General features: G+C 60.6%; 23 protein-coding genes. 8 read left to right on the plus strand and 15 right to left on the minus strand.

Annotated features, from left to right (window positions below):
* Nucleotides 1-31: 31 nt before the first annotated feature.
* From FH08_RS0139605 to FH08_RS0139630, 6 genes are all read right to left on the minus strand, one after another.
* Complete coding sequence (locus FH08_RS0139605; protein ID WP_031363654.1) at nt 32-895, minus strand: MBL fold metallo-hydrolase; 864 nt, start codon at nt 893-895, stop codon at nt 32-34.
* A gap of 27 nt (nt 896-922) precedes the next feature.
* Nucleotides 923-2,584 carry an HAL/PAL/TAL family ammonia-lyase gene (locus tag FH08_RS0139610; RefSeq protein ID WP_031363655.1) on the minus strand — a complete coding sequence of 554 codons (1,662 nt, stop codon included), beginning with the start codon at nt 2,582-2,584 and terminating at the stop codon, nt 923-925.
* A gap of 19 nt (nt 2,585-2,603) precedes the next feature.
* Nucleotides 2,604-3,938, minus strand: coding sequence for an MFS transporter (locus tag FH08_RS0139615; protein ID WP_081889724.1), 1,335 nt, complete (start codon nt 3,936-3,938; stop codon nt 2,604-2,606).
* Nucleotides 3,939-3,942: 4 nt separating this feature from the next.
* A complete protein-coding gene (locus tag FH08_RS0139620; protein ID WP_031363657.1) occupies nt 3,943-5,583 on the minus strand; it encodes a urocanate hydratase in 1,641 nt (546 codons plus the stop codon).
* A gap of 13 nt (nt 5,584-5,596) precedes the next feature.
* Nucleotides 5,597-6,688 carry a DUF917 domain-containing protein gene (locus FH08_RS0139625; RefSeq protein ID WP_031363658.1) on the minus strand — a complete coding sequence of 364 codons (1,092 nt, stop codon included), beginning with the start codon at nt 6,686-6,688 and terminating at the stop codon, nt 5,597-5,599.
* Nucleotides 6,689-6,945: 257 nt separating this feature from the next.
* Entirely contained in the window at nt 6,946-7,836 is an 891-nt protein-coding gene (locus FH08_RS0139630) for a LysR family transcriptional regulator (RefSeq protein ID WP_031363659.1), read from the minus strand.
* Between the two features lie 124 nt (nt 7,837-7,960).
* Between FH08_RS0139630 and FH08_RS0139635 the strand changes: the two genes are divergently transcribed.
* The 4 genes from FH08_RS0139635 to FH08_RS52770 all read left to right on the plus strand — a co-directional run bounded on the left by FH08_RS0139635 (nt 7,961) and on the right by FH08_RS52770 (nt 11,911).
* On the plus strand, nt 7,961-9,346 hold the full coding sequence (locus FH08_RS0139635; protein WP_031363660.1) for a dihydroorotase: 1,386 nt from the start codon (nt 7,961-7,963) through the stop codon (nt 9,344-9,346).
* 14 nt (nt 9,347-9,360) lie between these two features.
* A complete protein-coding gene (locus FH08_RS0139640; RefSeq protein WP_031363661.1) occupies nt 9,361-10,638 on the plus strand; it encodes a Zn-dependent hydrolase in 1,278 nt (425 codons plus the stop codon).
* A 588-nt stretch (nt 10,639-11,226) separates the two neighbouring features.
* On the plus strand, nt 11,227-11,481 hold the full coding sequence (locus FH08_RS53785) for a hypothetical protein (RefSeq protein WP_075583440.1): 255 nt from the start codon (nt 11,227-11,229) through the stop codon (nt 11,479-11,481).
* Nucleotides 11,482-11,773: 292 nt separating this feature from the next.
* Nucleotides 11,774-11,911 carry a hypothetical protein gene (locus tag FH08_RS52770; RefSeq protein ID WP_160172548.1) on the plus strand — a complete coding sequence of 46 codons (138 nt, stop codon included), beginning with the start codon at nt 11,774-11,776 and terminating at the stop codon, nt 11,909-11,911.
* A 155-nt stretch (nt 11,912-12,066) separates the two neighbouring features.
* Here FH08_RS52770 and FH08_RS0139655 read toward each other — a convergent pair whose 3' ends face one another.
* The 3 genes from FH08_RS0139655 to FH08_RS0139665 all read right to left on the minus strand — a co-directional run bounded on the left by FH08_RS0139655 (nt 12,067) and on the right by FH08_RS0139665 (nt 14,275).
* Entirely contained in the window at nt 12,067-12,288 is a 222-nt protein-coding gene (locus FH08_RS0139655; RefSeq protein ID WP_152603035.1) for a hypothetical protein, read from the minus strand.
* Nucleotides 12,289-12,543: 255 nt separating this feature from the next.
* On the minus strand, nt 12,544-13,887 hold the full coding sequence (locus FH08_RS0139660) for a type II toxin-antitoxin system HipA family toxin (RefSeq protein WP_031363663.1): 1,344 nt from the start codon (nt 13,885-13,887) through the stop codon (nt 12,544-12,546).
* A 10-nt stretch (nt 13,888-13,897) separates the two neighbouring features.
* Nucleotides 13,898-14,275, minus strand: coding sequence for a helix-turn-helix domain-containing protein (locus FH08_RS0139665; RefSeq protein ID WP_326929005.1), 378 nt, complete (start codon nt 14,273-14,275; stop codon nt 13,898-13,900).
* A 392-nt stretch (nt 14,276-14,667) separates the two neighbouring features.
* Between FH08_RS0139665 and FH08_RS0139670 the strand changes: the two genes are divergently transcribed.
* Nucleotides 14,668-15,990 carry a sugar efflux transporter gene (locus FH08_RS0139670; protein WP_051888894.1) on the plus strand — a complete coding sequence of 441 codons (1,323 nt, stop codon included), beginning with the start codon at nt 14,668-14,670 and terminating at the stop codon, nt 15,988-15,990.
* On the opposite strand, the gene FH08_RS48965 is transcribed toward FH08_RS0139670, so the two are convergent.
* The 3 genes from FH08_RS48965 to FH08_RS48970 form a co-directional block, all read right to left on the minus strand.
* Nucleotides 15,987-16,166 carry a hypothetical protein gene (locus tag FH08_RS48965; protein ID WP_035568448.1) on the minus strand — a complete coding sequence of 60 codons (180 nt, stop codon included), beginning with the start codon at nt 16,164-16,166 and terminating at the stop codon, nt 15,987-15,989. The genes FH08_RS0139670 and FH08_RS48965 overlap by 4 nt on opposite strands.
* Before the next feature lie 229 nt (nt 16,167-16,395).
* Nucleotides 16,396-18,687 carry an FdhF/YdeP family oxidoreductase gene (locus FH08_RS0139680; RefSeq protein ID WP_031363666.1) on the minus strand — a complete coding sequence of 764 codons (2,292 nt, stop codon included), beginning with the start codon at nt 18,685-18,687 and terminating at the stop codon, nt 16,396-16,398.
* Between the two features lie 262 nt (nt 18,688-18,949).
* On the minus strand, nt 18,950-19,330 hold the full coding sequence (locus FH08_RS48970) for a hypothetical protein (protein ID WP_235210648.1): 381 nt from the start codon (nt 19,328-19,330) through the stop codon (nt 18,950-18,952).
* Nucleotides 19,331-19,696: 366 nt separating this feature from the next.
* Here FH08_RS48970 and FH08_RS52265 point away from each other — a divergent pair, with 366 nt between their 5' ends.
* From FH08_RS52265 to FH08_RS0139705, 3 genes are all read left to right on the plus strand, one after another.
* On the plus strand, nt 19,697-20,116 hold the full coding sequence (locus FH08_RS52265) for a hypothetical protein (RefSeq protein WP_075583441.1): 420 nt from the start codon (nt 19,697-19,699) through the stop codon (nt 20,114-20,116).
* Nucleotides 20,113-20,565, plus strand: a complete 453-nt coding sequence (locus FH08_RS0139695) for a DUF2442 domain-containing protein (RefSeq protein ID WP_031363668.1) — start codon at nt 20,113-20,115, stop codon at nt 20,563-20,565. The genes FH08_RS52265 and FH08_RS0139695 overlap by 4 nt, the downstream gene beginning before the upstream one ends.
* Before the next feature lie 402 nt (nt 20,566-20,967).
* A complete protein-coding gene (locus FH08_RS0139705) occupies nt 20,968-21,663 on the plus strand; it encodes a glycosyltransferase (RefSeq protein ID WP_031363669.1) in 696 nt (231 codons plus the stop codon).
* A 174-nt stretch (nt 21,664-21,837) separates the two neighbouring features.
* Here FH08_RS0139705 and FH08_RS0139710 read toward each other — a convergent pair whose 3' ends face one another.
* The 3 genes from FH08_RS0139710 to FH08_RS0139720 form a co-directional block, all read right to left on the minus strand.
* Nucleotides 21,838-22,425: a nucleotidyltransferase family protein gene (locus FH08_RS0139710; RefSeq protein ID WP_031363670.1), complete on the minus strand. Its 588-nt coding sequence runs from the start codon at nt 22,423-22,425 to the stop codon at nt 21,838-21,840.
* A 127-nt stretch (nt 22,426-22,552) separates the two neighbouring features.
* The gene (locus FH08_RS0139715; protein ID WP_031363671.1) at nt 22,553-24,781 is read right to left on the minus strand and encodes a xanthine dehydrogenase family protein molybdopterin-binding subunit; all 2,229 of its coding nucleotides are present in this window, start codon (nt 24,779-24,781) and stop codon (nt 22,553-22,555) included.
* Nucleotides 24,778-25,767, minus strand: coding sequence for an FAD binding domain-containing protein (locus FH08_RS0139720; protein WP_031363672.1), 990 nt, complete (start codon nt 25,765-25,767; stop codon nt 24,778-24,780). Before FH08_RS0139720 ends, FH08_RS0139715 begins: the two co-directional genes overlap by 4 nt.
* Nucleotides 25,768-25,775 lie beyond the last annotated feature (8 nt).

Raw genomic sequence — 25,775 nt, forward strand, 5'->3', positions numbered from 1 at the left:
TCAAAATTCATTTTCTATACCCCCGACTGCTTTAAAACGTGTTCAGCGGAAGCTTCAGATAACTCACGCCGTTGGATTCGGCTGCTGGAAAAGCGCCTGCGCGGATGTTCAGTTGAATGGAAGGGATGATCAGCGCCGGAGGACCAAGCGTCGCGTCGCGTGCAGTGCGCATGCTGACGAATTCGCTGACGGTGATGCCGTCGCGGACATGGATGTTTGCTGCGCGCTGCTCGGCGACCGTGGTTTCCCAGCGGGTTTCACGGCCATCGGGTGGATAGTCGTGGCACGCAAAGAGGCGCGTCTGCGGTGGCAGGCCAAGCAGTCTCCCAATCGATTCGTATAACGTGCTGGCGTCGCCGCCGGGGAAATCGCAGCGCGCCGTGCCAACGTCCGGCATGAACAAGGTGTCGCCCATGAACGCGAGGCCGTCGAATAGATAGGCGACATCGGCCGGCGTGTGGCCGGGAACATGCATCACGCGGCCGGTCAGCGCACCGACCTGAAATGTTTCGCCGTCGGCGAATAAATGGTCGAAAGGGGCGGGCGACGTTGACGACATTGCCGGTTCGAGATTGAAGAGCCGCCCGAATACCGCCTGCACCGACCGGATGTGTTCGCCGATTGCAATCGCGCCGCCCAGTTGCTTCCGGAGATACGCCGCGGCCGAGATGTGATCGGCGTGGGCGTGCGTCTCGAGCAGCCACTCCACCCGCAAGTCGTGCTCGTTCACGAAGCGGATCACGCGGTCAGCGGTTTGCGTCGAGGTGCGACCGGAGTGCGGTTCATAGTCGAGGACCGCGTCGATGATCGCGCACGGTGAACCCGCCGTTTCATACACCACGTAGGTGACGGTTGAGGTCACCGGGTCCGGGAATGCTTCAACGCGTGGCGTCATCGTGTACTCCAAAAATAAACAAAAAAATCAGCCTGGGTAACTGTGCAGTAAGGTTTCTGCCGCGCGGAAATCCGGCGTCAGCGGCCGGTCGCGATCGAGGAACGCAACCTTGCCGCGCAGCGCAGTGTAAAGACCCGCGGTGGCCGGCGACAGCGTGAAGTCCGGTTGCTGCTGGCGGCGCAGATCGATGGCCTGGCCCGCGTGAATCAGCTCGATACCCAGCAGCGTGAAGCTGTTGTCGATCTGCTGTTGCACTCGTTCCACCACGCGCGGCGCATTGGTCGCAATGTCTTCGATGTCACCGGCCACCGGCAGGTAGTCCATGGAGACCGGCATGGCCAGCTCCTTGTTTTCCATGGCCAGCGCGACCGGTGGTTTTTCCATTGCGCCGAACGCGTGCACGGTTTGATCCGTGCCGAGAAAGCGCGTCAAGCCGGTCATATGCGGATCGTTCAGCTTGATGATACGTTGGGCCGACGCCAATGAGTTATGAGCCAGGACAAGACCTGTCTCTTCAAACGACAATACCCACGGCAATGGCTCGAAATTCGCGCTGGGCAGCACCGCGCCGCTCACGTCGCTCACGTCGCTCAAGCCGTCGGCCTTTACATAACCGCGCGATTCCTGCGCACGCTTCGAGTGCGGCGCGACGCCTACGGCAACGCCGGGGTTGTCGTCCGACGAGTTGAGCTGGACGTCGAGCAGCGCACGCGTCTCGGCGTACATACGGTCTTCCTCGCCCAGCAAATAGACACCCGAGCGGAAGCTCAGCGGATCTTGCAGCGCGCGGTTATCGTCATGGTTCCAGATGCTGCTGCCGGCAAGCAGCGTGCGAAGCTGGTCACCCGCCTTGACGGTGTAGGGGAACGGGCGCAGTGCGAGCGTGTCCTGCAGGAATGGCGATACGTTACCGTTGAACGCTTGCAGGCTCAGCGCGTAGACCAGCTTCGAGACCTTGAGCAGACGACCCATGTCGTTCAGCGCCAGCGCGGCCATGCCTGCTGAATAGGCATTCGAACTCAGGATGGCGAGCGCGTCCTTGCCGTACGGTTTGATGGGGGTGATGCCTGCCGCGCCGAGTGCTTCGGCTGCCGGGATCTTGCGACCTTGATAGTAGACATCGCCTTCACCGAGCATCGCCAGGCCAACGTGGCTCAGGATTGTTATATCGGCTTCACCCAGTGAGCCGCCCGACGGCATGGCCGGTGTCACACCGCGATTCAGGAACTGCACATACGTGTCCACAATACTTGTCTGCACGCCCGCGCCGCCGTCGAGCATCGCGTTCAGGCGGGCGGCCATCGCGGCGCGTGCGGTGCGTACGTCCATGTCGGGGCCGACACTGCCCGAATGCGCGTGAATCAGGCCGACGTTGAAACGCCCCGACGCGTCGATGATCTCCTGCGTGAGCTTGCCCTGCGCATTGACCATCTTGCGGTCCTTGTTCAATCCCACGCCTACTGTCAACCCATAGATCTGCTGGCCGTCCTGAGCCGCTTCCAGCAGCACGGTATGCGCGTCTTCCACGCGTTTCATCGCAACCGGGGCAATCCGCACGGATTCACCATCGGCAATGCCGGCAATGGTTTCAGGCGTCGCGGAACGGCCGTCGAGCACAACATCGGCGAATGACAGGGAAGCATGAAGCAATACGGCCGCGATGAGTGCGCATCGGATGGGGTGTAACATGATTCGGATTCCTTTATTGTTAAAAGTTTGGCTTGGGCGGCAGGAAGACGATGGAAATCAGCGCGACGACGCTTGCGGCCATGACGTACCAGGCGGGCGCAAATGCATTGCCGGTACTTTCGGTCAGCCACGTCAGGATGGCGGGGGCGAAGCCGCCGAAGACAGTGACGGCTGCGTTATAGGAAAGCGACATGCCGGTAGAGCGCACGCGGGTCGGAAAGAGTTCGGAAAGCGCGGATGGCGCGACGCCGGTAAAGATGGCGACCATCATGCAGAACACGACCTGGACCACGATCAGCACAGAAAGCGTATGCGCTGCTTGCAGCCATGCAAGGAGCGGATAGACGCCAGCCAGCATCAGCATGGCGCCCCATGCAAGCACGGTGCGCCGGCCGAAACGGTCGGACAGCGAACCGGCATAGACGCAGGCGAGCGCCATGAAACAGTTACCGATCAACGCTGCGAGGAATGCTTGCTGGCCTGAGAAGTGCAGCGTCCGCTGTGCGTAGATCGGCATGAAGATGATGAGCACATACACGCACACCGCCCATAACACCGAGAAACCAAAGCCGCTTGCCAGTGCTTTCGGATAGTCGCGAACGACTTGCAGCAACGGCGTCCTGGCCGCCTGATGCGTCCGGTGCTGACGGTCCATTTCCGCTTCGAACTGCGGTGTTTCATGCAGGGTTTTACGCAGCCATAACCCGACTGGTGCAATGGCAAGCCCAATGATGAACGGGACACGCCAGCCCCATTCGCCAATCTGCTCACGGGTCAAAAGCAGCGTGATGGCGGTCGCGATCAACGCTCCCATGATGTTCGAGATCGCCATGCTTGCCTGCAGCCATGAAGCGTATTTGCCTTTCTTGTCCGGCGGCGCGTGTTCGATCAGGAACGCCGCCGCACCACCCACTTCGCCGCCTGCGGAAAAACCCTGGAGCATGCGTCCGCAGACGATCAGCAGCGGCGCACCGAAGCCGATCGCGGTATAAGGCGGCGCGAACGCAATGATCGCGGTGCCCAGCGCCATGACGAGAATCGTCACGCTCAGCGCAGCCTTGCGACCTGCACGGTCGCCATAGACACCCAGCACGAGCGCGCCCAGCGGACGCACGACAAAGCCCAGGCCGAATGCCAGGAATGCCTGCAACAACTCGGCGCCGGCGTCGCCATGACTAAAGAAGTTCTGCGCGATATACACCGCAAAAAACGCGTAGACCGAAAAGTCGTACCACTCCAGCGCGTTGCCGATAGATGCCGCCAGCACCGCCCGGCGCCCTGTTTTCAGGGTGTTTTGTGAAGGTGGGACCTCGGCAGCGGCGTTCGTTACCGCGGCCTGGCTCGTATTGGACATGGGATCAGATCCGGATGTAGGGCAGGTTTTTGCGTTCGGCTTCATCGAGCGCCTCGGGGTAGCCTGCATCGGCGTAACGCATGACACCCATCGATGTATCGTTGGTGATCGAGAGTTGCAGCCGCTCGTCGGCGTCCGCCGTTCCGTCGGCAACAACGGTCACGCCCGCACTCGTCATGTAGCCGCTGTAACCGCCGCCGCCGGAGTGGATAGCGACGAGATCCGCCATCGACGAGCAGTTGACCATTGCATTGAGCAAAGGCCAGTCGGCGATAGCGTCCGAGCCGTCGCGCATGTTCTCGGTCATGATGTTCGGATGCGCCATGGCGCCTGCGTCCAGATGGTCGCGCGTGAACGCAACCGGGCCGCTGAGCAGGCCTTCGCGCACCATCCGGTTCACCGCGAGTGCGAGTTCCGTTCGTTCGCCGTGACCCAGCCACGCGATGCGGGCCGGCAAGCCTTCGAACGGCACGTATTGACGCGCGAGCCTGATCCAGTTGACGACGATCGCGTTGTCGGCGAAATGCTCGAGCAGGTAGTCGTCGATCTTGCGGATATCGTCGGCATCGTTCGATAAAGCGATCCAGCGGAACGGGCCAATCGCGCGGCAAAACAACGGGCGCAGGAACGCTTCGGTGAAAATCGGAATCTCGAACGCGCGCTCGACGCCGCCTTCCTTCGCATGCGTGCGAATCAGGTTGCCGTTGTCGAAGACGATCGCACCGCGGTCCATGAAGCCGAGCATCGCGTTCACATGACGCACGATCGAGGTACGGCTCGCGTTCATGAGCGCGGGGAGGTTGGTGGTGCGTAATGCGCGGACTTGTTCCAACGTATGTCCGACCGGCACGTAGCCGTAGACGAGATCGTGGGCGGCGGTCTGGTCGGTGACGATGTCGGGTATGACACCGCGCGCAAGGATCTCCGCATAGATATCGGCGGCGTTGCCGAGCAACCCGACCGACAACGGTTCGCGCTTTGCTTGCGCGTCGCGGATCATTGCCAGCGCGTCATCGAGGTCGTGTGCCTGCTTCTCAAGGAAGCCGATCTTCATCCGCTTGTCGATGCGTTCCTGGTCAACTTCAATCGTCAATATGGCCGCGCCCGCCATGCGGCCCGCGAGCGGTTGCGCGCCGCCCATGCCGCCCAGGCCCGCGGTCAGGATGAAACGGCCGCGCAAGTCGTTATCGAAGTGACGCTCAGCGATACGCGAAAAGATCTCGTAGGTGCCCTGGATTACACCTTGTGAACCGATGTACTGCCAGTCACCCGCCGTAAGGCCGCCCCAGCAAATCAGGTTCTTTTGTTCGAGATCGTAAAAGTTCTCGGCCTTCGCCCACTGGCCGATCATGTTGCAATTCGCCATGATTACAAGCGGCGCTCGTGCATGCGTGCGCAGCAAACCTATCGGCTTACCCGACTGCACGACAAGCGTCTGGTCTTCGGTCATCGTCTTGAGTGCATGGACGATGGCGTCGTGCGAAGGCCAGTCGCGTGCGGCCCGTCCCAGTGCGGCATAGACAATCAGTTGTGCCGGGTCTTCACCCACGGCGAGCACATTTTCCAGCAGGCGCAGGAGCGCTTCTTGTCGCCAGCCTTTGCAACGCAGCGTGGTGCCTGAAGTAACGTTGAATTCGCGTTTCATATCTGGAGGTTCCTTAATCAGCGAGTGCGTAGCCGGACAGGCTGATCCCAAGCGCTTTCTCGACCGGCGGATACACAGCCGGATCGCGCACGGAGGACGACAATGGCAGATACGCCTTGTGGACATGCAGGATCAGCACTTCGAGTCCTTCGACCAATTGCCCCGCGCTGATCGGTCTGCCTTCGGTATCGAGCGTGGTGATCACGTCGGGATAACTCGCGATGCGCACGCCATGGGCATCGTCCACGGCCATGTGTTCGTTCATCACGTGGATGACGCACCGTTGCGCGCCGGCGCCGATCTCAACCACGCCCACATCGAAGGCTTCATCGGTGTACTTCAGCGTGTTGCGCACGACTCGGCCGCTGCCGATGATCGTGCCTTGCGTCGCCTTGCAGATCGCGTTGATGATAGCGCGCGGTCCTTTGGATTCCGCAGCAATGATCGCTTCGCCCAGTGCCAATGCGCGGCTGATGCCCCCCAGCGCCGCGTGCTCGCGCACATAGCTCGCGCGCACCGGGTTGCGGCAACTGGCAATGAATCCGCCGGACATGTCGGAAGCTTTGCGCAGCACAGGCGACACCTTGGCGGTCGCGCCGCGCACGACGAGCTCCATATAAGCGTTTTGCGCGCGGTTGCCGCCGGCGGCGGCCTGGATCACCGGCTCAGGGCTGGAGGCGAGGCCGAGCGAGCCCATGTCGCCGGTCGGATGAGCGCGGATATCGCCCACGGCATCCACCACCTTCGTGCCGAGCAGCGCGGAAGGCAACCAACCGTTGAGCGTGCTCGACATGCCGTTCTGGCCGATGATCAGCCCGTGGATCGGCGCACCCAGCGCGTCCTGTACGAGCTGCACGGCCCTCACGTAATCCGCGCCGAGCATCTCCCATTCGGTGAGGCCACCGGGTGCGCCAATAGCTGCGGCGGTAGCGATCCACGCGTCGTCAGGCACCTCATCCATCGATACCAGCTCGGGGCGTCCGATAGTCACCGCCAGCGTGCCCAGTTCGCGGCCGTGAGCGGCCCAGCCGCCACCGCCGCAGGCGAACACCGAGCCGCCTTTCACGGCAGCTTCAACGTCCTTCAAGTTCAGGATGCGTCCCATGTCTTTCCCCTTTTCTCATTAAGAAGCGCTTGACCCTGCACACGCGTGGCTGTCGGCTTGTGGCTCAGGAAGCAGCGGACAAAACCGGTGCGGGGCGCGGCCGGCGCGTTGCAGCTAAGGCCGGCGTAGCGGTGCAGCGATCGAATAGGGGTGAGTCTAGGGAGCCAAATTTTTGACGCGTTATTGCTTTTTTATGGCAAGTACATAACGCGATGTTATGGGGCGGGTCTACGCGGATGAGCGAGGCGAAGGGCGAGTCAGAGCTCGATGCGCATGGTTTCCAGAGTGGCGATGAACGCTTGCGCCGTGCGCGACAGGGGCTCGAGCACCGCGTGAATGACACTGACCGGCGCGGCAATGACCGGTTCGACCGGCCGCACGACCATGTTCGACCAGGCTGGGCCGCCGATCGTCAATTCATCGATCAACGCAATGCCCACGCCGGCCTGGACCAGCGCGCAGGCCACGTGAGCTTGCTGCACTTCGGTCTTGATGCGCAGCGCGCAGTCTGCGTCGAGAAACATCTTGCGCACGAGTTGCCCGAACGGAATGTCGCTGCCGTAGCCAATGAAAGGTTGATCGACGAGATCGCGAACGTGCAGCGTCTCGCGTTCCGTGAGCGGATGGCCGACCGGCAGCGCCGCCACGATGCGGTTCTCATGGATCGGCCGGATCTGCACGTTGGGATGCGTCTCCTGCATGAACGCAATGCCGAGATCAACCTGCTGCGTGATCACCGCCTGAAGCAGGATGCTCGGCAACAGCGTGTGCAGGATGATGCGGACATCCGGGAAACGCTCGTAGAAGAGCGCAATGGCGCGAGGAATCAGCGACTGCCCAAGGTTCGGACTGCAAGCAATTCGCAGATGGCCCATGCGGTTTTCAATCAGGTCGTCGGCCACCTCGTTCACGCGTTGCACGCCTTGGTAGACCACGTTCACCTCGGTGAAGAGGCGCCGCGCTTCGGGCGTAGGGTACAGCCGACCCTTGATGCGCTCGAACAGCGATAGCCCAAGCCTTTGTTCCGTATAGGAAATCAGCCTTGACACAGCCGGCTGCGAGACGTGCAGGAGCTTGGCCGCGCCGCTGATGGACCCCGTCAGCATGATGGCGCGGAAGACTTCGATTTGCCGCAGATTGAGTCGCAAACGATTAACCCGATGTTATGTGGACAGGATAAATAAGCATAAGACATTTTGGGATGCCGCTGCCTACACTTGGCGCCGATTGAGGTGATATCGAAGCAATATCGGCGCGGGAGACGGAGGCAAGATGAGCGATTTCGATCTGGTGGTTCGCGGCAATATCGTCGATGCGCACAGCGTCGTGATGGACGGCTGGCTGGCGGTGCGCGATGGCCGCGTGGTGATGCGGGGCGCGGGCAAGCCGCCGGCCGCGAAAGATTTCATCGATGCACAAAGGCAATGGGTGATGCCTGGTGTAATCGACGGGCAGGTTCATTCGGGCAGCCAGGCGAATCAGGAGGGACTGGGCCACGCGTCGCGTGCGGCGGCAGCGGGTGGCGTAACCGTGATGGTGGACATGCCCTATGACGATCCCGAACCCGTGGCCTCGCGTGCGCAACTCGATGTGAAGATTGCCGAGGTCGAACGTGACTGCCATGTGGACGTTGCGTTGTTCGGCACGCTCAACGACAAACACGGGTTGCAGGCCGCAGCCGGCTTGATAGACGGCGGGGTGTGCGCCTTCAAGTTTTCAACCTTCGAAGCGACCCCCGGGCGTTTTCCTCGCGTGGAAGAAGACGACCTGTACGAGGCGTTCCGGCTGATCGCGCCGTCGGGTCTCGCGTGCGGAGTGCACAACCAGATGCAGGACCTGACGCGCAAGAACGTGAGCCGCATGATTGAAGCGGGCGACACCGGCTGGGACGCTTTCATGCGCGCGCATACGCCGCTGATCGAGAATCTGGCGACGGCGCTGATCTATGAAATCGGCGCCGAGACGGGCGCACGTGCTCATGCGGTGCATGTGTCCACGTCGCGGGGGTTCGAGCTTTGCGACATGTATCGGCACGCGGGACATCAGGCCAGCATCGAAACCTGCGTGCAGTATCTGATGCTCAATCATGAAGATCACACGAAGCGGTTCGGCGCCAAAACCAAGCACTATCCGCCGATTCGTCCGAAGGCCGAGACGGAGCGGCTGTGGAGTCATATCGCGAACGATGCGTGTACGTTCGTTTCCTCCGATCACGTGAGTTGGGGGCTTGAACGCAAGGGCAATCCGAACGTGTTCAAGAATTCATCGGGTGGTCCGGGACTGGAGACGCTGCTGCCGGCGTTCTGGACCGGATGCGAACAGAGAGGCATTTCCCCGACGATGGTGGCCAAGCAACTCGCCCGTAATCCTGCGCGCCACTTCCTGCTGCACGATCGCAAAGGAACATTCGACAATGGCGCGCACGCCGACTTCGTGATCCTCACGCCCGGACGGTACGCTTTCGATCCGTCGCACAGCCTCTCCGCCGTGCAGTGGAGCTCGTTCGAAGGCATGGAATTCACGGTGCGCGTCGCGGCGACCTACTGCCGTGGAAAGCAGGTTTTCGACGGTGCACGCATCGTCAACCAGACAGGCGATGGACGCTTTTTGCGCCCCGCTTCTTTTAACCGCGCTGGCCTGTTGCCGGCGGCCTCATGAACGAAACCGCTGCCATGTCCAACATTTCTTTCCCGCCGATCAACGCTTACCGCTTGAACGCCCGTGTCGAACGCCTGAGTCAGTTCACGCGTCCCGATGTTCCGTGGACACGTCGCGCATTTTCGCCTTTGTTCGAAGAGGCGCGTGCGTGGTTGCGCAGCGAATTCGCGGGCGCCGGCCTGAGTGTTTCGCAGGATGCGGGCGGCAATCTGATCGGTCGACGCGAAGGCTCGGGGCGTTCGACGAAGCCCATCATTACCGGCTCGCATTGCGATACGGTGGTGGGCGGCGGCCGCTTCGACGGGATCATCGGCGTGCTGGCGGGCATCGAGGTCGCGCATACCTTGAACGAGCAGGATATCAAGCTGGATCACCCGTTCGAGGTGATCGATTTCCTCTCTGAAGAACCGAGCGACTACGGCATTTCGTGTGTTGGCAGCAGGGCGTTTTCAGGGGTGCTGGACGACGGCATGCTGGCATCTAAGAATGCGGAGGGTGAATCGTTACGGCAGGCGCTGCGGCGCATCGGCGGGGACCCCGACGCGTTGGCGCAAGCGCTGCGCGCGCCCGGCAGCACGGCCGCGTTCGTGGAATTGCACATAGAACAGGGGCCGGTACTCGAGACGAAGCGCTTGCCTATTGGGGTGGTGACGAACATCGTCGGCATCCGGCGCGTGCTGATTACGGTGACCGGTCAGCCGGATCACGCCGGTACCACGCCGATGGATATTCGCCGCGACGCACTTGTTGGAGCGGCGCGCGTGATTGACCGGACGTGCCGCATCGCGTCGGCGATGAACGGCGATCCGCATTACGTAGTCGCGACCATCGGCCGGCTGGCGATGACACCGAACGTCCCGAACGCGGTGCCGGGCCACGTTGAACTGATGCTCGAAGTGCGCAGCGACAGTGACGCCGTGCTGGATCAATTTCCCGAGGCGCTCATGGCGGCCATCGCCGATGATCTGCTGGCTTTGCGGCTGACCGCGTCTGCGGCGCACGTGAGCCGCGCCAGGCCGACGCACTGTCAGCCGCTGGTGATGGACGCGGTGGAGCGCTCCGCCGCCTGCCTTGGATATGCCTGCATGCGTTTGCCGAGCGGGGCGGGGCACGACGGTGTGTATGTGGCGTCAACAGGACCGATCGGGATGATCTTCATCCCCTGTTTGAACGGCCGCAGCCACTGTCCTGAAGAATGGATCGAACCACAACAGTTGCTCGATGGCACGCGTGTTCTGTATCAGACCATCCGCGAGCTGGATGCGGTGCTGGCGCGCGCGGCGGGGCGATAACGAACGGGCGCGAGCCCGTAGCGTTCACCCACTGTGAATCCTGCTTCCCATGCAACAAGGCAATCCCAATCGCTCCCGAGCAATCCGGCGCGTAATGTCGCGCGCCTTCGCCGATAGCGCCTGAGCGATTTCTGCATGGTGGTCTCGCCCCTCTAAAAAACGTTTGCGGTATTGATCGCCGACGCTCAAGTCCGAATCCCCCTGTGCCGATAAACAAACATGGCGAACCGCCGCTGATTTAAGCAGCCGTTGCAAAGCGGTGGCGATCGATCCGGGGCTTTCCCCTTTGCGACAAAGTGTTGCGATTTTGCCTACATCCCTCCCAAACGGGCGATCCAGGCATACAGTTAAAGTGTTTTATCAAGTTCAGGTTGCGGTGCGGGAGGTAAGTCATGAAGCGCAGGACAGCTAGGCAACTTGTTGCTCAACTCGCGGATATAAGGTATGTGGCGCGGTGTAGCGCACTGAGGGCGTCGGCGCTCAGCAGGACGATAGATCAAAGCCCGGATGAAGAAACAGGGCGGCCCGCGGGCATCATCAAACCCGCGCGAAACGAGGTCGAGCAAGAGTCATTTGCCGGAGCAGCACATGAAATCCACGCATGAATATTCGCTACGTACGCAGGTCGACAAATGGCTGGCTCCCAGCCTCTCGACACCGGTTCGTGTAACAGAGTTCAGCCGCACGCGTTCGGGTGGAAGACGGTATGTGTGTGTAGAAACCGCGTTGCCGCTCGGATCTCGCGCGTTGCTTTTCTTCCGACACGATGACGGCTGCTGGTGCGTATTTCCCCCAGCCTTGGATCGGCCTAATATGACGATGGGATGTCTCACCGGACATTGACGGGTATTTGGACGGATTAGGGATCTTTCAGTAGTTCGGGATGCTTATTTCATTGAACTGCTGATATTAATGTGGTTGGCCGCCGGATAGAGGCGGTTAATAATCAAAAGGCTGACAAGCAGAAGGCCGATAAGCTGAAACAGGAGGGTTATGCCGGAAACAACAGCATATTCATACGCCATTCCCCGTCATTAGCGGAAAGAGGGTAAGCCCGTCGCCACGCGCCTGCGCGTTAAAACCCCGAGCTGCGATTTTTCCGTGAACTCAAAAATCCAAGGTTGGGAGAGTCACCATGTACATCGGGCTGCTTGTCTCACAGGTTCGGCAGGTTCAGGAAGTTCACTTTCATCCCGACGAAGAGGTGTCGGTGGAAGTCGCGCCCCCGCATCGGCTCGCGTTCTGGCAAAGAATCAGACGCCTGTTCGCGTGAGCTTTGTCTGAGTGGGGCGCGACCAGCACCGGGGTGAAGGCGGCAGGCTGATATCGGGCGTCGCTTGTCTTCGACGTCTTTGTCATCGAAAGCGCAGGGTGCGCGAGACGAGAAATCCGGCGTGCCTGGGGCGGCCGAACCCTCATCGCATTGTCTTAGGGAGGATCTCCGTTGGATGAGGGATCGGCTATCGATTTATCCGCGGGTGTGCGCTCGCCGTTAGCGGCCGGTGATTGTCGCGGATGATCTCTTTCATACTTCTCGTTCTGTTGAACGACGCGGTCCAGCGCTCTTGGACCATCGGCTTGGGCAGCAAACGACACGGCGGGCAGGTTCAGCACCGAAGCGGCAATGACGGCGGAGATAAGCTGTTTCATGGTGAACTCCCGGACCACGCGTTCCATGCAAAGCGTTGCGCCCTTCGAGGGACATACCGACGCGAAAACCCTGGCGCTTCAAGCCATATACAGCGGAATAGCCGGGTAGACGATGCACCGGTTTCATCGTCAGTGCGGGCGTCTCGGCGTCTGTATGCAACCGTTAATACAAGAGTAGACGGGAATACTTAAAAAGTTGGCCACATCCGATTGGGCGGACGAATGCGCTGAACCCTTGGGCTTGCTGCTGGGCTCCTACCCGGCATCCTCGGCGAACTCAGGCCGCAACATTGCGCGGCCCAACAGCTTGCGAGCCTGATCCGTCTGCGTATGTTCAAAAGCATCCTCGAAGTCATCCAGTTCCTGAGCGCCGAGCCCTACTTCCGGCGTAACGGCCACGCGGCGCCAGTCCATGACCGCATCCAGGACCTCGGCCAAGATTGTTTTCGCCTGCGCCTCGGAGAGTGAAAAATAGGCGCACGTGTCCAGAAGCATCTGGACTGATTCGATAGGGCCCGCATCCTCAGTGAGCCAGGTCTTGGACTCTCGTACCTTGCCGGGCATCGGGTTCACGTCGAAGGCTGGCGAAATACGCCACAGGTCGTTGCCGTCATATAGAAAACCGAGATTCTGCAGATGGTCGTCGGTGTTGGTGATGAGCAGGTTGAAAATCAGGCGGCGCCATAACTCTCGCGCGTCGACGTCCGGATGCGAGCACTTTTGCTGCATGACATCCACTATCTCGGTGTAGGCGTGCACATCCTGCCGCGACGCCTGCAGCATGGACGCAGCCGAGAGATAAGGGATGCGCAGATCGCCGTCCTCCCGGTCAAACCGTTCGATGATGGCGACCGGCGTGTCGTTCAGCGTAACGCACCGGGCGTTGGCCGTCGTAATGCCGGCCTGGCGCGCGAGCTTGAGCGCCAGCACTTCGGCCCGCGTGACGTTGATGGTGTCATTGACGCTTGGAAACTTGCCGATGGCGAGCTTGCCGTTTTCATCGAGCACGGTGCATTTGGGCCGCATTCCGCCGAGCGAGGTGCCTTTGCCTTGCAGGTAGCGCAGGTCCTCGACGGTTTCCCTGGTCGTCTCGACGGCGCGTGTAGCCCTGTACATGCGTTCGAGTTCGATCATGGGCGGCGTCGTGCGGCGGCCTTCATCCACTGTCCTCAGATAGATCCCTTCCTTGCAAAGCCGAAGCGCGCCAATGCGGCTGAAGTCGTCCACTGCACACAGATAGTCGAGCTCGTTCAGGGGCAGCAGGCGAGGATTGTCCTTGCGCGCCTTGGCGTGGATGCGGTTGATGACACGACGCCCCCATGCGTCAGGGGCTGTGTCGGCCAGTGCGAAGTGAAACACCGAGTCCACGGGGTTGGGCGCCCGTCGCGGCTGGTAGCCAGGCTCGAGGGGCAGGTCGGGCGATACTTCAAACCGGTCCGGGTTGGTCAACCAGGTTTCGTCATAGGCGAACTGCGACACTTCGCGCCGCCCTTGACTGACGTAGTTCAGATGGCCGACAAGCGTACCCGCGGCCCCGAGGTGAACCTCCAGGGCCGTACTGATACCGGGCTTGCCGGACCTGGCGGGTTGGGTTTTCATGGCTGGGCCGTTAGAACGCTTTGGTGGTTTTTTTGGCGGCTCGCACCCGCTGCGGCAGCTTTTCGTCCATCAATGCGAGGCCGATATCGTCCTGGCCGCTGTCGAGGAGGTCATTGAGCCGCTGCAGCTCACCGAAAAAATGAAGCGCTCGCACGAAGAAATGCAACTGCACGTGCGGATCGCCGTTCTCCATGCGCTTGACGGTGTTGAGTCCGGCGCCGATGCGCGCGGCGAGCGCTTGCTGCGTCAGCCCTCTGCGGCGGCGCGCGCGGTTGATGTCTTCGCCGAGCTTTGAGAGTGTCCGTTGCACCGGGATGGGAAGCGGTTTTCCGGCTTTACGGCCTCCAACAGGGCTTTTAAGTGGCTTAGTGGACTCCATGTGGGCCATTATAGTACTTTTGAGATGATGCTGTTACTCATCTCATTTAAAAGCCCTTATATGGGCCTTTATGTGGATTTATAGCCTTTATGAGGGTCGTTATAACGATAACGCCATTCGATCACAGGGCGGTGAGCGGTGCGAGAGCATTTTCGGTATCAGGGTTTCGTCAAGAGCGCGCTGGCGCCCGGCGCCCAAATAAAGCCGGAGCGAATGATCCGCTGCCGTTGTTTATCGCCGGATCGATTTCGTTTATCCGGGAGCAGGTCTCGTCAGTCTGCAACCAAAAGAAAACGTCATTGAAAAAAACGTGAGCGCGTGTTTAAGTGCCCGCTGAACGTCGTTTTTCTCGCTCGCCACGAGCGTCACGCGACGGACCTTGGCCGCCAACGTGAATCTCAATGAACGCCGTCTTCAAGACTTTTCTCGCGCTAATCCGTCTTCCCGGTTATCCCGGCATTTCCCTCGCAATGTTCCTGTCAGGCATTGCATCCTCATTTGCGGTGCCGTACACGTCGCTGTTCGGCGCGACCGAGGCGCACATGACGCCGGTTCGGCTAGGCATCTTCATGACGCTGACCGCGGTGAGCAGTGTGATCGTGAGTACGTATCTCGGACGTATCGCTGATCGCCGGAGCGATAAAAAGCGCATCGTGCTGCTGTCCATCGCGGGGTCGGCGCTGGGTTATGCGTTGCTCTGCGTCACGCGCAACTACATCTTGCTGACGATCTTCGGCTGCGTCTTCCTGAGCATCGGCGCGGCGGTGTTCCCGCAACTTTTCACGTTCGGCAAAGCGAGGCTGCACGCGGAAGGCATCGAACATACCGAAATGCCGATGGCGACCTTGCGCACCACGCTGTCCTGCGCGTGGGTGTTCGGCCCGGCGGTGGGCGCAATCGTGCTGGGTGTATCGGGGTTCAACGGACTGTTTTTGTCGGCGGCGGGCGCGTTTGCGATTGCCGGTTTCATCGTGCTGTGCATGCGCGAACCCAAGGCCTACGACACCCTGGAAGCCGCCGATAAAACCAGCAGCGAAATTCCGCTGCAAGACAAAAACGCCCATGTATACGCGGCGCTGGTGAGTTTTACGCTGATCGGCATGGGCTCGGCGATCGCGACCATCATGCTGCCGGTGCTGATTGTCGATCAGTTGCACGGCACGACCGCGCACGTCGCACAGATGGTCGGTCTCGGCGCGTTCGCCGAGATTCCGATGATGCTCTTTCTCGGCGGCGCGTCCCGGCGCATCAACAAGGCGAACATGATTGCGTTTGCGTCGCTGTCGCATATCGTCTATTTCGCGGGCATAGCGTTCGCGCCCAACCTGTGGGTGCTCGTGCCGCTACAGATCCTTAACGCCGTTGTGGTCGCGGTGACGTCATGTCTGGGCATGTCGTACTTTCAGGAACTGATGCCCGGCGCGCTGGCCCGGGCGACCACGCTGTTTTTCAACACCATGCGCACCGGCTCCGTGCTGGCGGGCGTTGCATCGGGATTCGTGGCAGCCACGTGGGGTTATCGCGCTGTGTTCGTGTTCTGCGTGTTGCTGGCGTCCACTGCATCAATTGTGTTGTTCATTTTCAACTATCAACGAGGTGCGAAGATTTTCTCCGATCCCACCCTGGAACCCGTTGTCCAGGGCAGCGCGGTTAGCACGGTTGTCTCCGCTGGCGAGCGAAACGGAAACCAAGCCGTAACGATGGTTGATAACGAGTCTATTTAGACTGGATGCCCGTCCGGTGGCGCGTCGGGATGCTGCGGCTCCTCCGGCCGATGCCCGGGCGACGGCGGCGACAGCGGGTCTGCCTCGGGGTCGCGATTCGGATCTGCGAGCGGGTCTGGAATCGGGTTGCTCTGCATGTCGTATCTTGCGGGCTGCAGGATGTTCATCGGGTTCATGAGTGGCCTCCGTCTGGTCCATTGCCGACAGTTTATGTCGTGTTCTCCAGCATAGGCGCATGCGGACTGGAAGGTAGGCCGCAAACTCCGGCCGTGCACGTTGAATCTGGCGGCGCCATGCGGGCAATGGTTCACGCCTGACGGCTTGCGCCCCATTGTCCGATGACAATTAAAGGAGTGCCGCTTTCATGGCCGGCACGTCCGTCACGCTACCTTCAGCCTTCTTCCCTCAAGCCGCCATTTTCCGTAGCCGTACAGGAACCGCCTTCGCCGCCGGCACCTTGCTGCGTTTCGCGTGATGCGACACTGGAATCAGACGATTGCACTCCGGGTAATAGCCCATTACGCAACCGGCGGGGATGTCGAACGCATGCACGCGCAGACCGCCCAGTTCGCGCAGTACCTCGTCCTTCGCGACCGTGATTGCCGTGACCGCATCGTTTTCAGCGAAACCCAGCCGGGTCATATCGTCCTTGTTCATCAGCAGCACATCACGCGTGCCGTACACGCCGCGAAAACGGTCATCGAGTCCGTACACGGTCGTATTGAACTGACTGTCACCGCGCGTGGTCATCAGGCGCAGCGTGCGTTCGCCTTCGAAGTCCATATCGGGGTCTTCACCAAAACCATCCGGCACAATAAAGTTCGCCTTGCCGGTTTTTGTTTTCCACTCGCGTTTCGCTGCCGGCAACGGCCGATGAAACCCGCCAGGCTGCGTCATGCGCCGGTTGAAATCCTTGAACTGCTCGGGGTAGGTGCGCTCGATGGCATCACGAACCAGCCCGTAGTCTCCTACCCACGCATCCCAGTCGACCTTCGAGTTCGGCGGCAGGAGCGCCTTCGCCAGCCCCGCGACAATAGCCGGCTCCGACAGCAAGTGTTCACTCGCCGGCTCAGTTATCCCCTTCGATGCGTGAATGCACGCCGTGCTGTCCTCTACGGTCACCGTCTGCTCGCCGCTCGCCTGCCGATCCACCTCGATCCGGCCGATACACGGCAGCAAATACGCCGCGCGCCCGTGCACGACATGGCTGCGGTTAAGTTTTGTTGCGATCTGCACGGTGAGCGGCAACTGCTTCCACGCGGGGGCCATCACACCGTGATCGGGAATGGCGCGCGCGAAGTTGCCGCCGAGTCCGATAAACGCATCGAGATGGCCGTCCCTGACGGCTTCGCACGTATCCACGGTGGTCAAGCCGGTTTCCTGCGGCGGCTCGAATTGATACAGCTCCTTGAGCTTGTCCATGGGAACGAGCGCAGGTTTTTCGGTGATGCCAACGGTACGCTGGCCCTGCACGTTCGAGTGGCCGCGAATCGGGCAGATCCCGGCTCCCTTCTTGCCGATATTGCCGCCAAGTAGCATCAGGTTCGTCAGCATCTGTACCGCAAGCACGCCCTCCCGATGCTGCGTGATGCCCATGCCGTACAAGATGATCACGGCCTTCGCGCGTGCATATTCGGTTGCGGCCGCTTCCAGCGCGGAGCGTGTCAGTGCCGACATCGACTCGATCTCTTTCCAGTCCGCGGCACGCATGGCGTCAGCGAAGGCATCGAAACCATGCGTATGTTCGGCGATAAAACCCGCGTCCAGCACGCGCGGTCCGTTGGTTGCCCGGGCTTTATCGTCGGCTTCTATTAGCGATTTGCAAATGCCCGTGATCGCCGCTATGTCTCCGCCGATCTTCACCTGATGGTATTGCGTGCTGATGCAAGTTTGCTCGGTCGAGAGCATTTCCTTGGGCGACTGCGGATTCGCAAAGCTCACCAGTCCACGCTCGCGTAACGGATTGAACGTGATGATCTGTGCGTTGCGTTTTCTCGCTTCTTGCAGCGGATGCAGCATGCGAGGCGCGTTCGTACCGGTGTTGTGGCCGAAGAAAAACAGGCAGTCCGTGTGATCGAAGTCCTCGAGCGTCACCGTTCCGACCGGCACCCCGATCGTTTCCGGCAACGCCACCGACGTGCTCTCGTGGCACATGTTCGAACTATCCGGCAGGTTGTTGCAACCGTACAAACGGGCGAGCAGCGCATACATGTAGGACGTTTCCAGCGACGCGCGGCCCGAAGCGTAGAACACCACGCGTTTCGGATCGAAGCCGCGCAGCTTTTCGCCGATTTCATCGAAGGCTTGCTGCCATGGGATGGGCAGATAGCGATCGGTCGCGGCGTCGTAGCGCATGGGGTGGGTCAGCCGGCCTTGCGACTCGAGTTCGAAATCACTCCAGGCTTCCAGCGCGGCCAGGGTGTGGTGATCGAAGAACTCGGGTGTCGCGCGTTTGGTCGTGATCTCCCAGGCGGTGGCTTTTGCGCCGTTTTCGCAGAACTCGAAGAGATGCGGATCGGCCGGTTTAGCCCACGAGCAACTCACGCACGCAAAACCATCCGGCTTGTTCTGCTTGAATAATATCCGCGTGCCGTTCAGGGCGACGTGCTCCTGCAGAAGTATCGATGAAACGGCTTTGACCGAGCCCCAGCCGCCTGCCGGATGGTCGTATTGCTTGATGCGAGGTTCTTTGCTCATGGTTGTGTCGCTCCGCGGGTGAACAGGGGCGAACGACGAAAATGCGTTCGCTGGTGAAGTTCATCCAGCAAAAAACAGACTCGACCGTCGAGCACAAAAATGAAAGCCGCCGGCCCGCGAATGCGGGGCGGAGGCTTTCAGATCTGTTCATACACGGACTTGCGCTGGGGGAACGGCGACTTTTGCGATGCCTTGTGCGATGTCCTTCGCGCCGGTTTCGCCGCGGTTTATGCGGCGGTTTCTACGACGGCACGCACGACGATCAGCTTTCTGCCGGTTCCAGACCTTCAGTTTGCGGTTTGAACGCATCGGCGCGACGGCGAATTTCTTCCGCTTCCACAGTCACGAACGTCCGGTTGTCGGCGGCGAGGGCGTTTTGATACGACATGCCTTCCGGTACGCGATGCAGCAGCGCGCGCAGTTCGCCCTGCGTGGTTTGTTCGACGGGTTCGTAGTTGTATAGGCGCAGGGTGAGTTCCGTGCGCTCATGCAGCAGGAACAGGCACGCCGCGAACACGGCGACGCCGACCACTTCCTGGGCGCCGAAACTGAAGTCGTTCGGAATGGATGAGAACGGCAGCATGACGATGGCGATCACGCCCGCGATGGCCAGTGCGATGGTTGCGTAGAGGAAAAACTGCACGCGGCCGACGATGCGATTCCGTTCCGCCTTGAGTTGCCCGGCGGATCTCGAATGAGTGCCGCGTGACCTTGTTTTTGCCGACGTTGCTGAAGTGCTGAAAGCGGAAGGGCGGCCATGGAGTCGGTTGCCTTGAAATCGTCGCCAGGATTGGCGTTGTCCACGGGTTAACGCCAAGCTTTCAGGAAAGTTGACTCAGGTTACGTGTTGTTTCAGTTGGGTCCCCAAAATGTTTCGGGCGCTTTTACTCGTTAGCCGTTGGGTCAGCTATCGGAGGTCGAGTGCTCGTGTGTAATATTTGCCACATCGGATGCTTACTTTGCAGATAGTTGTAAGCAACCTTCGCGCAAACAAGGGAGAATAAAATCAATGAAAGTAGGTCAATATAAAGGGAGGCGGATCGCTGTTCTCACGAGAGACGAGCATTGTCCGCCGCATGTGCATCTGGACGGGGGCGATTGGTCCGCACGGTTTGAATTTTCGTTTTGGCACAATGGAGTGAGTCTGTTGGATGTAATCCCGGATACAGCCAGGGTGCCTTCTCAAGTGAAAAGTGACGTTATCGCCATTGTCAAAGGTCGCTTGCCCGTGGCCAGGGAAAGTTGGATGGAAGCTACAAACAACACGTGCCTGGAAAATCAGGCATGGGACGAAGCAAAACAGTACGTCGTGAAGCCGAATCTGGCGGGAAGGACGCTGGTGAGCATCCAGGCGGGAACGTATGATCCCGCCAAACAGCTGACCGTGTTGCACTTGGCAGACCGTACGCAAGTAGGGATCAAGTTATGAAAATCATCAACGCGCCTGACGAGAAACCTGTCGACCTCGACGAGGGAAGCGAGACGCTTTTTGTTTTGGAGCGTCGCCCGGCTGGCGCAATGTTCAAGCTCAAAGCTGCGTACGAGACCATCCAGAGCGTATGGCATGGTTCTCATTCCACCGTCCTCCCAAGCGTTGCGGATGGTGTGAAATATCTTCCGGAACAGGAGGTGATCATGATTCATTTCCCGCGCGGAAAGAGTGTTGTGATCCCAGTGGACCAGATATCGGAACTGGACAAAGTTCCCGCTGAAGCGCTCTCGGCAATTGCGCTGTCTTTCGCCGGTACGGCGCTCACTTTGGTGGACCACAATATCGACATATCCGTGCAGGGGCTGCTGAAGTCCTGTCAAGGTAAGGACGGCTCAGGATCGCCGGAAGACCGGCTCAGTGGGAATGCGGCGAAGCGCTTCGGTTGAGCCCGAAGCCTGTGAACCCCGCCGCCGGCATTAGCCACGCAGTAAAAAGTCCAATCCGAATGCCTCCATGCTGGTCAGGTTCCAGTTAAGGGCCGCCAACAAATTTCTTGATCAGATGGCCAATTGAGCCGTCCGATGTGTTTTTCTGTGAAACGTCCTTCTTGATAAACATGCGAAGCCGACTAACTCGCTGCTTCGTTTTCCGCATGCGTGTTTACTCCTGCCTCCTTACGCCGTCCAAGTATTGTCCGTAGGTCAGCTGACAGCTCCAATGATCGCCCGTCCACATTTCGCCGGACGCCGGCAGGGATCTTTCAATTCGCTAGGAATAGCCATTGCTGTGTCCATTGGCAAACGTGTCCGGGCAAGCCGGACGCCGGAAATGCGAATGGAGAGAACAACATGCTTGGCATCATCATTCCCGCTCATGACGAAGCGGCACATATCGGGGCGTGCGTAAGCGCGGCAAAGCGCGCGTCGAATCACCATGAATTGCTGGGGGAGGAGGTGCGCGTGATCGTAGTCGTCGATCATTGCACCGACGATACCTCCGCCATCGCTGCTTCCCTGGGCGCGGACGTGCTCAGCGTGAGCGCGCGCAATGTGGGCGTGGCGCGGGCAGAGGGGGCGCGCTACGCGTTGTCGCTGGGCGCGCGCTGGCTGGCGTTCACCGATGCAGACAGTGTTGTCGCCGATGACTGGCTGGTCCGGCAACTCGATTGTCGCGCCGATGCCGTATGCGGCGTGATCGCCGTCCACGATTGGTCACCGCATCTGGCGGCTGTGCGGGAGCATTTCGCGCGCACTTATACCGATGCCGACGGTCATCGGCATATTCATGGAGCGAACATGGGGGTATCGGCGCAGGCTTATAGGCGGGTGGGCGGCTTCGCGCCGCTTGAGCACAGCGAGGATGTGGCGCTGGTGCAGGCGTTGATTGCGGACGGGGCATCGATTGCGTGGAGCGCCATGCCGAGGGTGGTCACGAGCGCGCGCACGGATTTCCGCGCGCTGAAGGGGTTTGGTGCGACGCTGGTGGATGTAAGTCGCCGATGTTTTTTGACGAAGGCAGACGAGGACGGGGCGTTGGCGGCTTGAGGGGTTGGCTAAGTACTTGTCGTGCTTTGGAATCTGGAACTGGGATGTCCTCGGGCGATCTGGACCTAGATGCGCGTGAATGTGGCTTTGCAGCGGCTATTAAATAGGGCTATTAGAAGGTCTTCTTGAAGATCATTTCGCCGGAGACGATCATGGAATCGGCAGCAGGACATCTCAACGGGAAGGCAAATCCCCCGGCAAATCCACATCGCGAAGAATATTCGCATCTTCGACATCGATGCGCTCCACCACCTCCGACATAAACAGCGCCCGCGCGCCGGCGTCGCCGTCAAGCGCGCTGAGCGCCTCCCGATGCATGGCGCCGAACCCCGCCGGATGCCCCCTTTGTCCGCGATAAAACGGCGCAACAATCGACGCGCCCGCGTCCAGCGATCGCGCCACCGCCTCGACCGTTCCCGGCTCGATCCATGGCATATCGCCCAGCGTCACCAGCCAGCCCTCCGCGTCCTGCGTTGCGCGAACTGCAGCGGCAAGCGTCGCGCCCATGCCGCGCTCGGCATCGATGGAAAACATGACGTCGCAGCCCGCTTCGTTCAACACCTCCGCCAACTTCTCCGACCCCGGCCGCACTACGGCCACTACCCGCGAAACCGCCGACAGCAACCGCCGGGCGGACTGGAACGCCACGGGCGTGCCGTCGGGGAGCGTGGCGAGCAATTTGTTATGAAGACCGCTTGGATCAAAACGGGAACCGTAGCCGGCTGCAAGCAGAATGCCGGTCGCACTCGACGAATAACTCATGGCCGGCTTCCCGATGTTAATAGTAAGAGCGGTCGATTTTGACAAGCCGAATGCTGCGCCGCAAGCACGAAAATAAACCGTGCGGCATGCACCGGACGTGCAGCCGCGCGGTTTTCCCGGTGAAACGTCAGACCGTAGTTTTCCGCATCACCTTGTCGAGCGTGATTGGTAAATCGCGTACCCGCACGCCGGTCGCGTGATACACGGCATTCGCAATGGATCCGGCTACCCCCGTAATGCCGATTTCGCCAATCCCCCGCGCGCCCAGCGAGTTGATATGCGGATCAGGTTTTCCCAGCAAGGTGATGTCGAGCAAACCGATATCGGCGTTCACCGGCACGTGATATTCGGCCAAGTTGGCGTTGGTGTAGCGGCCATAGCGTGTATCGAGTTCGCTCTTCTCGGTCAACGCCGAACCGATGCCCCACACGAGGCCACCCATCAACTGGCTATGAGCCGTCTTTTCGTTGAGCAGGCTGCCGACGTCATACACCCCTACAATGCGCGGCACGCGGATCGTGCCGAGATCGGCATCGATGTGCACTTCCGTGAACACCGCACCGAACGAGTGAAACGCGAACTGCTGTTTCTCATCGCCGGGCTTGGCGGTCGCCATCGCTTCGATCGGCTTGCCGCCGTTGCGTGCAATTACCGCGGCAGCCGGATCGCGCTTCGATGGATCAGCGCGGCTGATGACCCAGCCGTTATTGACGGTGACATCGTCGATGGAACCCCCGCTTAGCGGTGACCCCGGATCCGCTAAAGCCATCGCAATCAACTTGGCGCGTGCCTGCGACGCCGCCTCGCGCACCGCAGGCGACACGCTCGCCACCGACTGCGAACCTCCTGACACGGGCGCATGCGGCAACGACGAATCGCCGAGTGCGAAGTCGACCTTGTCTACCGGGAAACCTAATGCATCGGCGGCCACTTGCGTCATCACGGTATAAGTGCCGGTGCCGAGATCCTGCGTGCCCGATGCGGCCATCGCCGTCCCGTCCGGCAAGATGCGCGCAATCGCGGATGCCTCGCTGCGGTTCGCCGGATACGTTGCCGTCGCCATGCCGAAACCGATCAGCGTATTGCCGTCGCGCATGGAACGCGGCTTGGGATGGCGCCGCGACCAGCCGAATTTATCGGCGCCAATTTGATAGCACTCGCGCAACGACTTCTCCGACCACGGTTTCTTTTCCTGCGGCTCCATCTCGGCATAGTTCTTCAACCGGAATGCGAGCGGGTCCATGTTCAACTCGTAAGCCATTTCGTCCATCGCTGATTCGAGCGCAAACGAGCCGCTCGTTTCGCCAGGCGCGCGCATGAACGTCGGTGTGCCGACATCAAGTTTCACCAGCTTGTGCGTGGTCGCCTGGTTCGGCACGGCATACAGCATGCGCGTGACGATAGCCGAGGATTCGTTCCAGTCCTCGAACGTCGACGTGGTCGAGATCACGTCATGACGCATGCCGGTAAGCGTGCCGTCATCGCGGGCCGAAATCTGGATGTGCTGATCCGTGAACGGCCGGTTGCCAACCATGCCGAACATTTGCGGACGCTCCAGCACGAGCCGAACCGGCCGGCCGGTTTGTTTCGCGGCCATGGCTGCGAGCACGACATGCGACCACGCCGAGCCCTTGCATCCAAAACCACCGCCGACAAACGGGCAGAGTACGCGCACATTCTCTTCCTTGATACCGAGCGTTTTCGCCACCGCGCCGCGTGCGCCGGAGACGCCTTGCGTGGCGTCATAGAGGGTGAGGTTTGGGCCGTCCCAGCGAGCCAACGTGGCGTGCGGCTCCATCGGGTTATGGTGTTCGTTCGGCGTCGTGTAGACAGCGTCGAGGCGGGTAGGTCCCTGACGCAGGCCGGCAGCTACATCGCCGCGCTGCGTGTTGATAGGCCGGCCCATCATTTTTTCCGGCTGGTAGGCAGTGCCTTTCGCACGCTGATAGTCCGCGTTCGGCATCGCGGCTTCATAGCGAATCGATGCCTGGAGCTTGCGCGCGCCATCGGTTGCGCGCTCCAGCGTATCGGCAACGACCACTGCTACCGGCTCGTTGCTGTAGCGCACTTCGTCGGTTTGCAGCAGCGACAATCTGCGCACGGCCGGCGGCTCGGCATTCGGTTTGCCGCCATTGGGCAGGCGCATTGCGGTTTCGTGCGTCATCACGAGCAGCACGCCGGGCATGGCTTGTATGCGCGCGGTATCCATTGAAGAGACCCTGCCATGGGCGATCGTGCTCGTCACCAGCACCGCATGCGCGAGCTTTGCTTCGGGGTTATCGGCGGAATATCTCGCCTGGCCCGTGACCTTCAGAAGACCGTCGGTGCGGTCGAGCGGTTGTCCAAGAACACTCATGCCACACCTCCTGCAGTCGACACCGCGCGGATAATCGCGCGCTGCGCCAGTTCGATCTTGAAGCCATTGTCGCGATAACTCCGCGCGTCGCGAACGGCAAGCGCCGCGGCGCTACGCAACGTGTCGCGTGACAATGGCTGGCCAGTGAGCGCTTGCTCGGTCGCCGTGGCTCGCCACGGTTTGTGCGCGACGCCGCCTAGCGCGATACGCGCTGTCCTCACGGTGTTGCCGTCCATCTGCAATGCGGCGGCCACCGACACAAGCGCGAACGCGTAACTCGCGCGGTCACGTACCTTCAGGTAATGCGAGTGCTGCGCGAAGAGCGGGGGCGGTAGGTCGACAGACGTGATCAGTTCAGCGGGTTGCAGCGTGGTATCGACTTCAGGATGATCGCCGGCCAAACGATGAAACTCAGCGAACGCAATCGTTCGTTCCCCCTGGGGACCGTTCACGCGCACCACGGCATCGAGTGCTGCGAGCGCCACGCTCATATCCGATGGGTTCGTCGCGATGCATTGCGCGCTCGCACCCAAAATTGCGTGAATACGGCTGTTGCCTTCTATCGCCGCACAGCCGCTTCCGGGCGTGCGTTTGTTGCATTGGGGAAAGCCGGTGTCATAGAAGTAATAACAGCGCGTGCGTTGCATCAGGTTACCGCCGACGGTGGCCATGTTGCGCAACTGCGCCGATGCTCCCGCGAGGAACGCCTGCGACAGCAGCGGATAACGTTCGCGAATCCATGCATGATTCGCGGCGTCGCTGTTGCGAACCAGCGCACCGATCCGCAGGCCGCCGTCGGGCAGTTCGCTCACCGTGTTCAAGCCGGCTATATGCGTGATGTCGACGAGCTTCACCGGCTTAGCGACACCGCCTTTCATGAGGTCGAGCAGATTCGTTCCGCCGCCGATAAACGCGACACCCGGCTGCTGCGCTGCCTTGATCGCCGCGGCAACATCGCTGGCGCGTTCGTAGGAAATGGCATCCATGTTGCGCT

Origin of the sequence: Caballeronia sordidicola (assembly GCF_000729995.1) — a bacterium.
In the GTDB taxonomy this organism is placed as follows: Bacteria; Pseudomonadota; Gammaproteobacteria; order Burkholderiales; family Burkholderiaceae; genus Caballeronia; species Caballeronia sordidicola_A.

Bases quoted from the DNA above. Each gene is read 5' to 3' on its own strand.
- FH08_RS0139605 (WP_031363654.1), bottom strand. From the start codon at position 895: ATGACGCCACGCGTTGAAGCATTCCCGGACCCGGTGACCTCAACCGTC.
- FH08_RS0139610 (WP_031363655.1), bottom strand. From the start codon at position 2,584: ATGTTACACCCCATCCGATGCGCACTCATCGCGGCCGTATTGCTTCAT.
- FH08_RS0139615 (WP_081889724.1), bottom strand. From the start codon at position 3,938: ATGTCCAATACGAGCCAGGCCGCGGTAACGAACGCCGCTGCCGAGGTC.
- FH08_RS0139620 (WP_031363657.1), bottom strand. From the start codon at position 5,583: ATGAAACGCGAATTCAACGTTACTTCAGGCACCACGCTGCGTTGCAAA.
- FH08_RS0139625 (WP_031363658.1), bottom strand. From the start codon at position 6,688: ATGGGACGCATCCTGAACTTGAAGGACGTTGAAGCTGCCGTGAAAGGC.
- FH08_RS0139635 (WP_031363660.1), top strand. From the start codon at position 7,961: ATGAGCGATTTCGATCTGGTGGTTCGCGGCAATATCGTCGATGCGCAC.
- FH08_RS0139640 (WP_031363661.1), top strand. From the start codon at position 9,361: ATGTCCAACATTTCTTTCCCGCCGATCAACGCTTACCGCTTGAACGCC.
- FH08_RS53785 (WP_075583440.1), top strand. From the start codon at position 11,227: ATGAAATCCACGCATGAATATTCGCTACGTACGCAGGTCGACAAATGG.
- FH08_RS52770 (WP_160172548.1), top strand. From the start codon at position 11,774: ATGTACATCGGGCTGCTTGTCTCACAGGTTCGGCAGGTTCAGGAAGTT.
- FH08_RS0139655 (WP_152603035.1), bottom strand. From the start codon at position 12,288: ATGAAACAGCTTATCTCCGCCGTCATTGCCGCTTCGGTGCTGAACCTG.
- FH08_RS0139660 (WP_031363663.1), bottom strand. From the start codon at position 13,887: ATGAAAACCCAACCCGCCAGGTCCGGCAAGCCCGGTATCAGTACGGCC.
- FH08_RS0139665 (WP_326929005.1), bottom strand. From the start codon at position 14,275: ATGGCCCACATGGAGTCCACTAAGCCACTTAAAAGCCCTGTTGGAGGC.
- FH08_RS0139670 (WP_051888894.1), top strand. From the start codon at position 14,668: ATGAACGCCGTCTTCAAGACTTTTCTCGCGCTAATCCGTCTTCCCGGT.
- FH08_RS48965 (WP_035568448.1), bottom strand. From the start codon at position 16,166: ATGAACCCGATGAACATCCTGCAGCCCGCAAGATACGACATGCAGAGC.
- FH08_RS0139680 (WP_031363666.1), bottom strand. From the start codon at position 18,687: ATGAGCAAAGAACCTCGCATCAAGCAATACGACCATCCGGCAGGCGGC.
- FH08_RS52265 (WP_075583441.1), top strand. From the start codon at position 19,697: ATGAAAGTAGGTCAATATAAAGGGAGGCGGATCGCTGTTCTCACGAGA.
- FH08_RS0139695 (WP_031363668.1), top strand. From the start codon at position 20,113: ATGAAAATCATCAACGCGCCTGACGAGAAACCTGTCGACCTCGACGAG.
- FH08_RS0139705 (WP_031363669.1), top strand. From the start codon at position 20,968: ATGCTTGGCATCATCATTCCCGCTCATGACGAAGCGGCACATATCGGG.
- FH08_RS0139710 (WP_031363670.1), bottom strand. From the start codon at position 22,425: ATGAGTTATTCGTCGAGTGCGACCGGCATTCTGCTTGCAGCCGGCTAC.
- FH08_RS0139715 (WP_031363671.1), bottom strand. From the start codon at position 24,781: ATGAGTGTTCTTGGACAACCGCTCGACCGCACCGACGGTCTTCTGAAG.
- FH08_RS0139720 (WP_031363672.1), bottom strand. From the start codon at position 25,767: ATGGATGCCATTTCCTACGAACGCGCCAGCGATGTTGCCGCGGCGATC.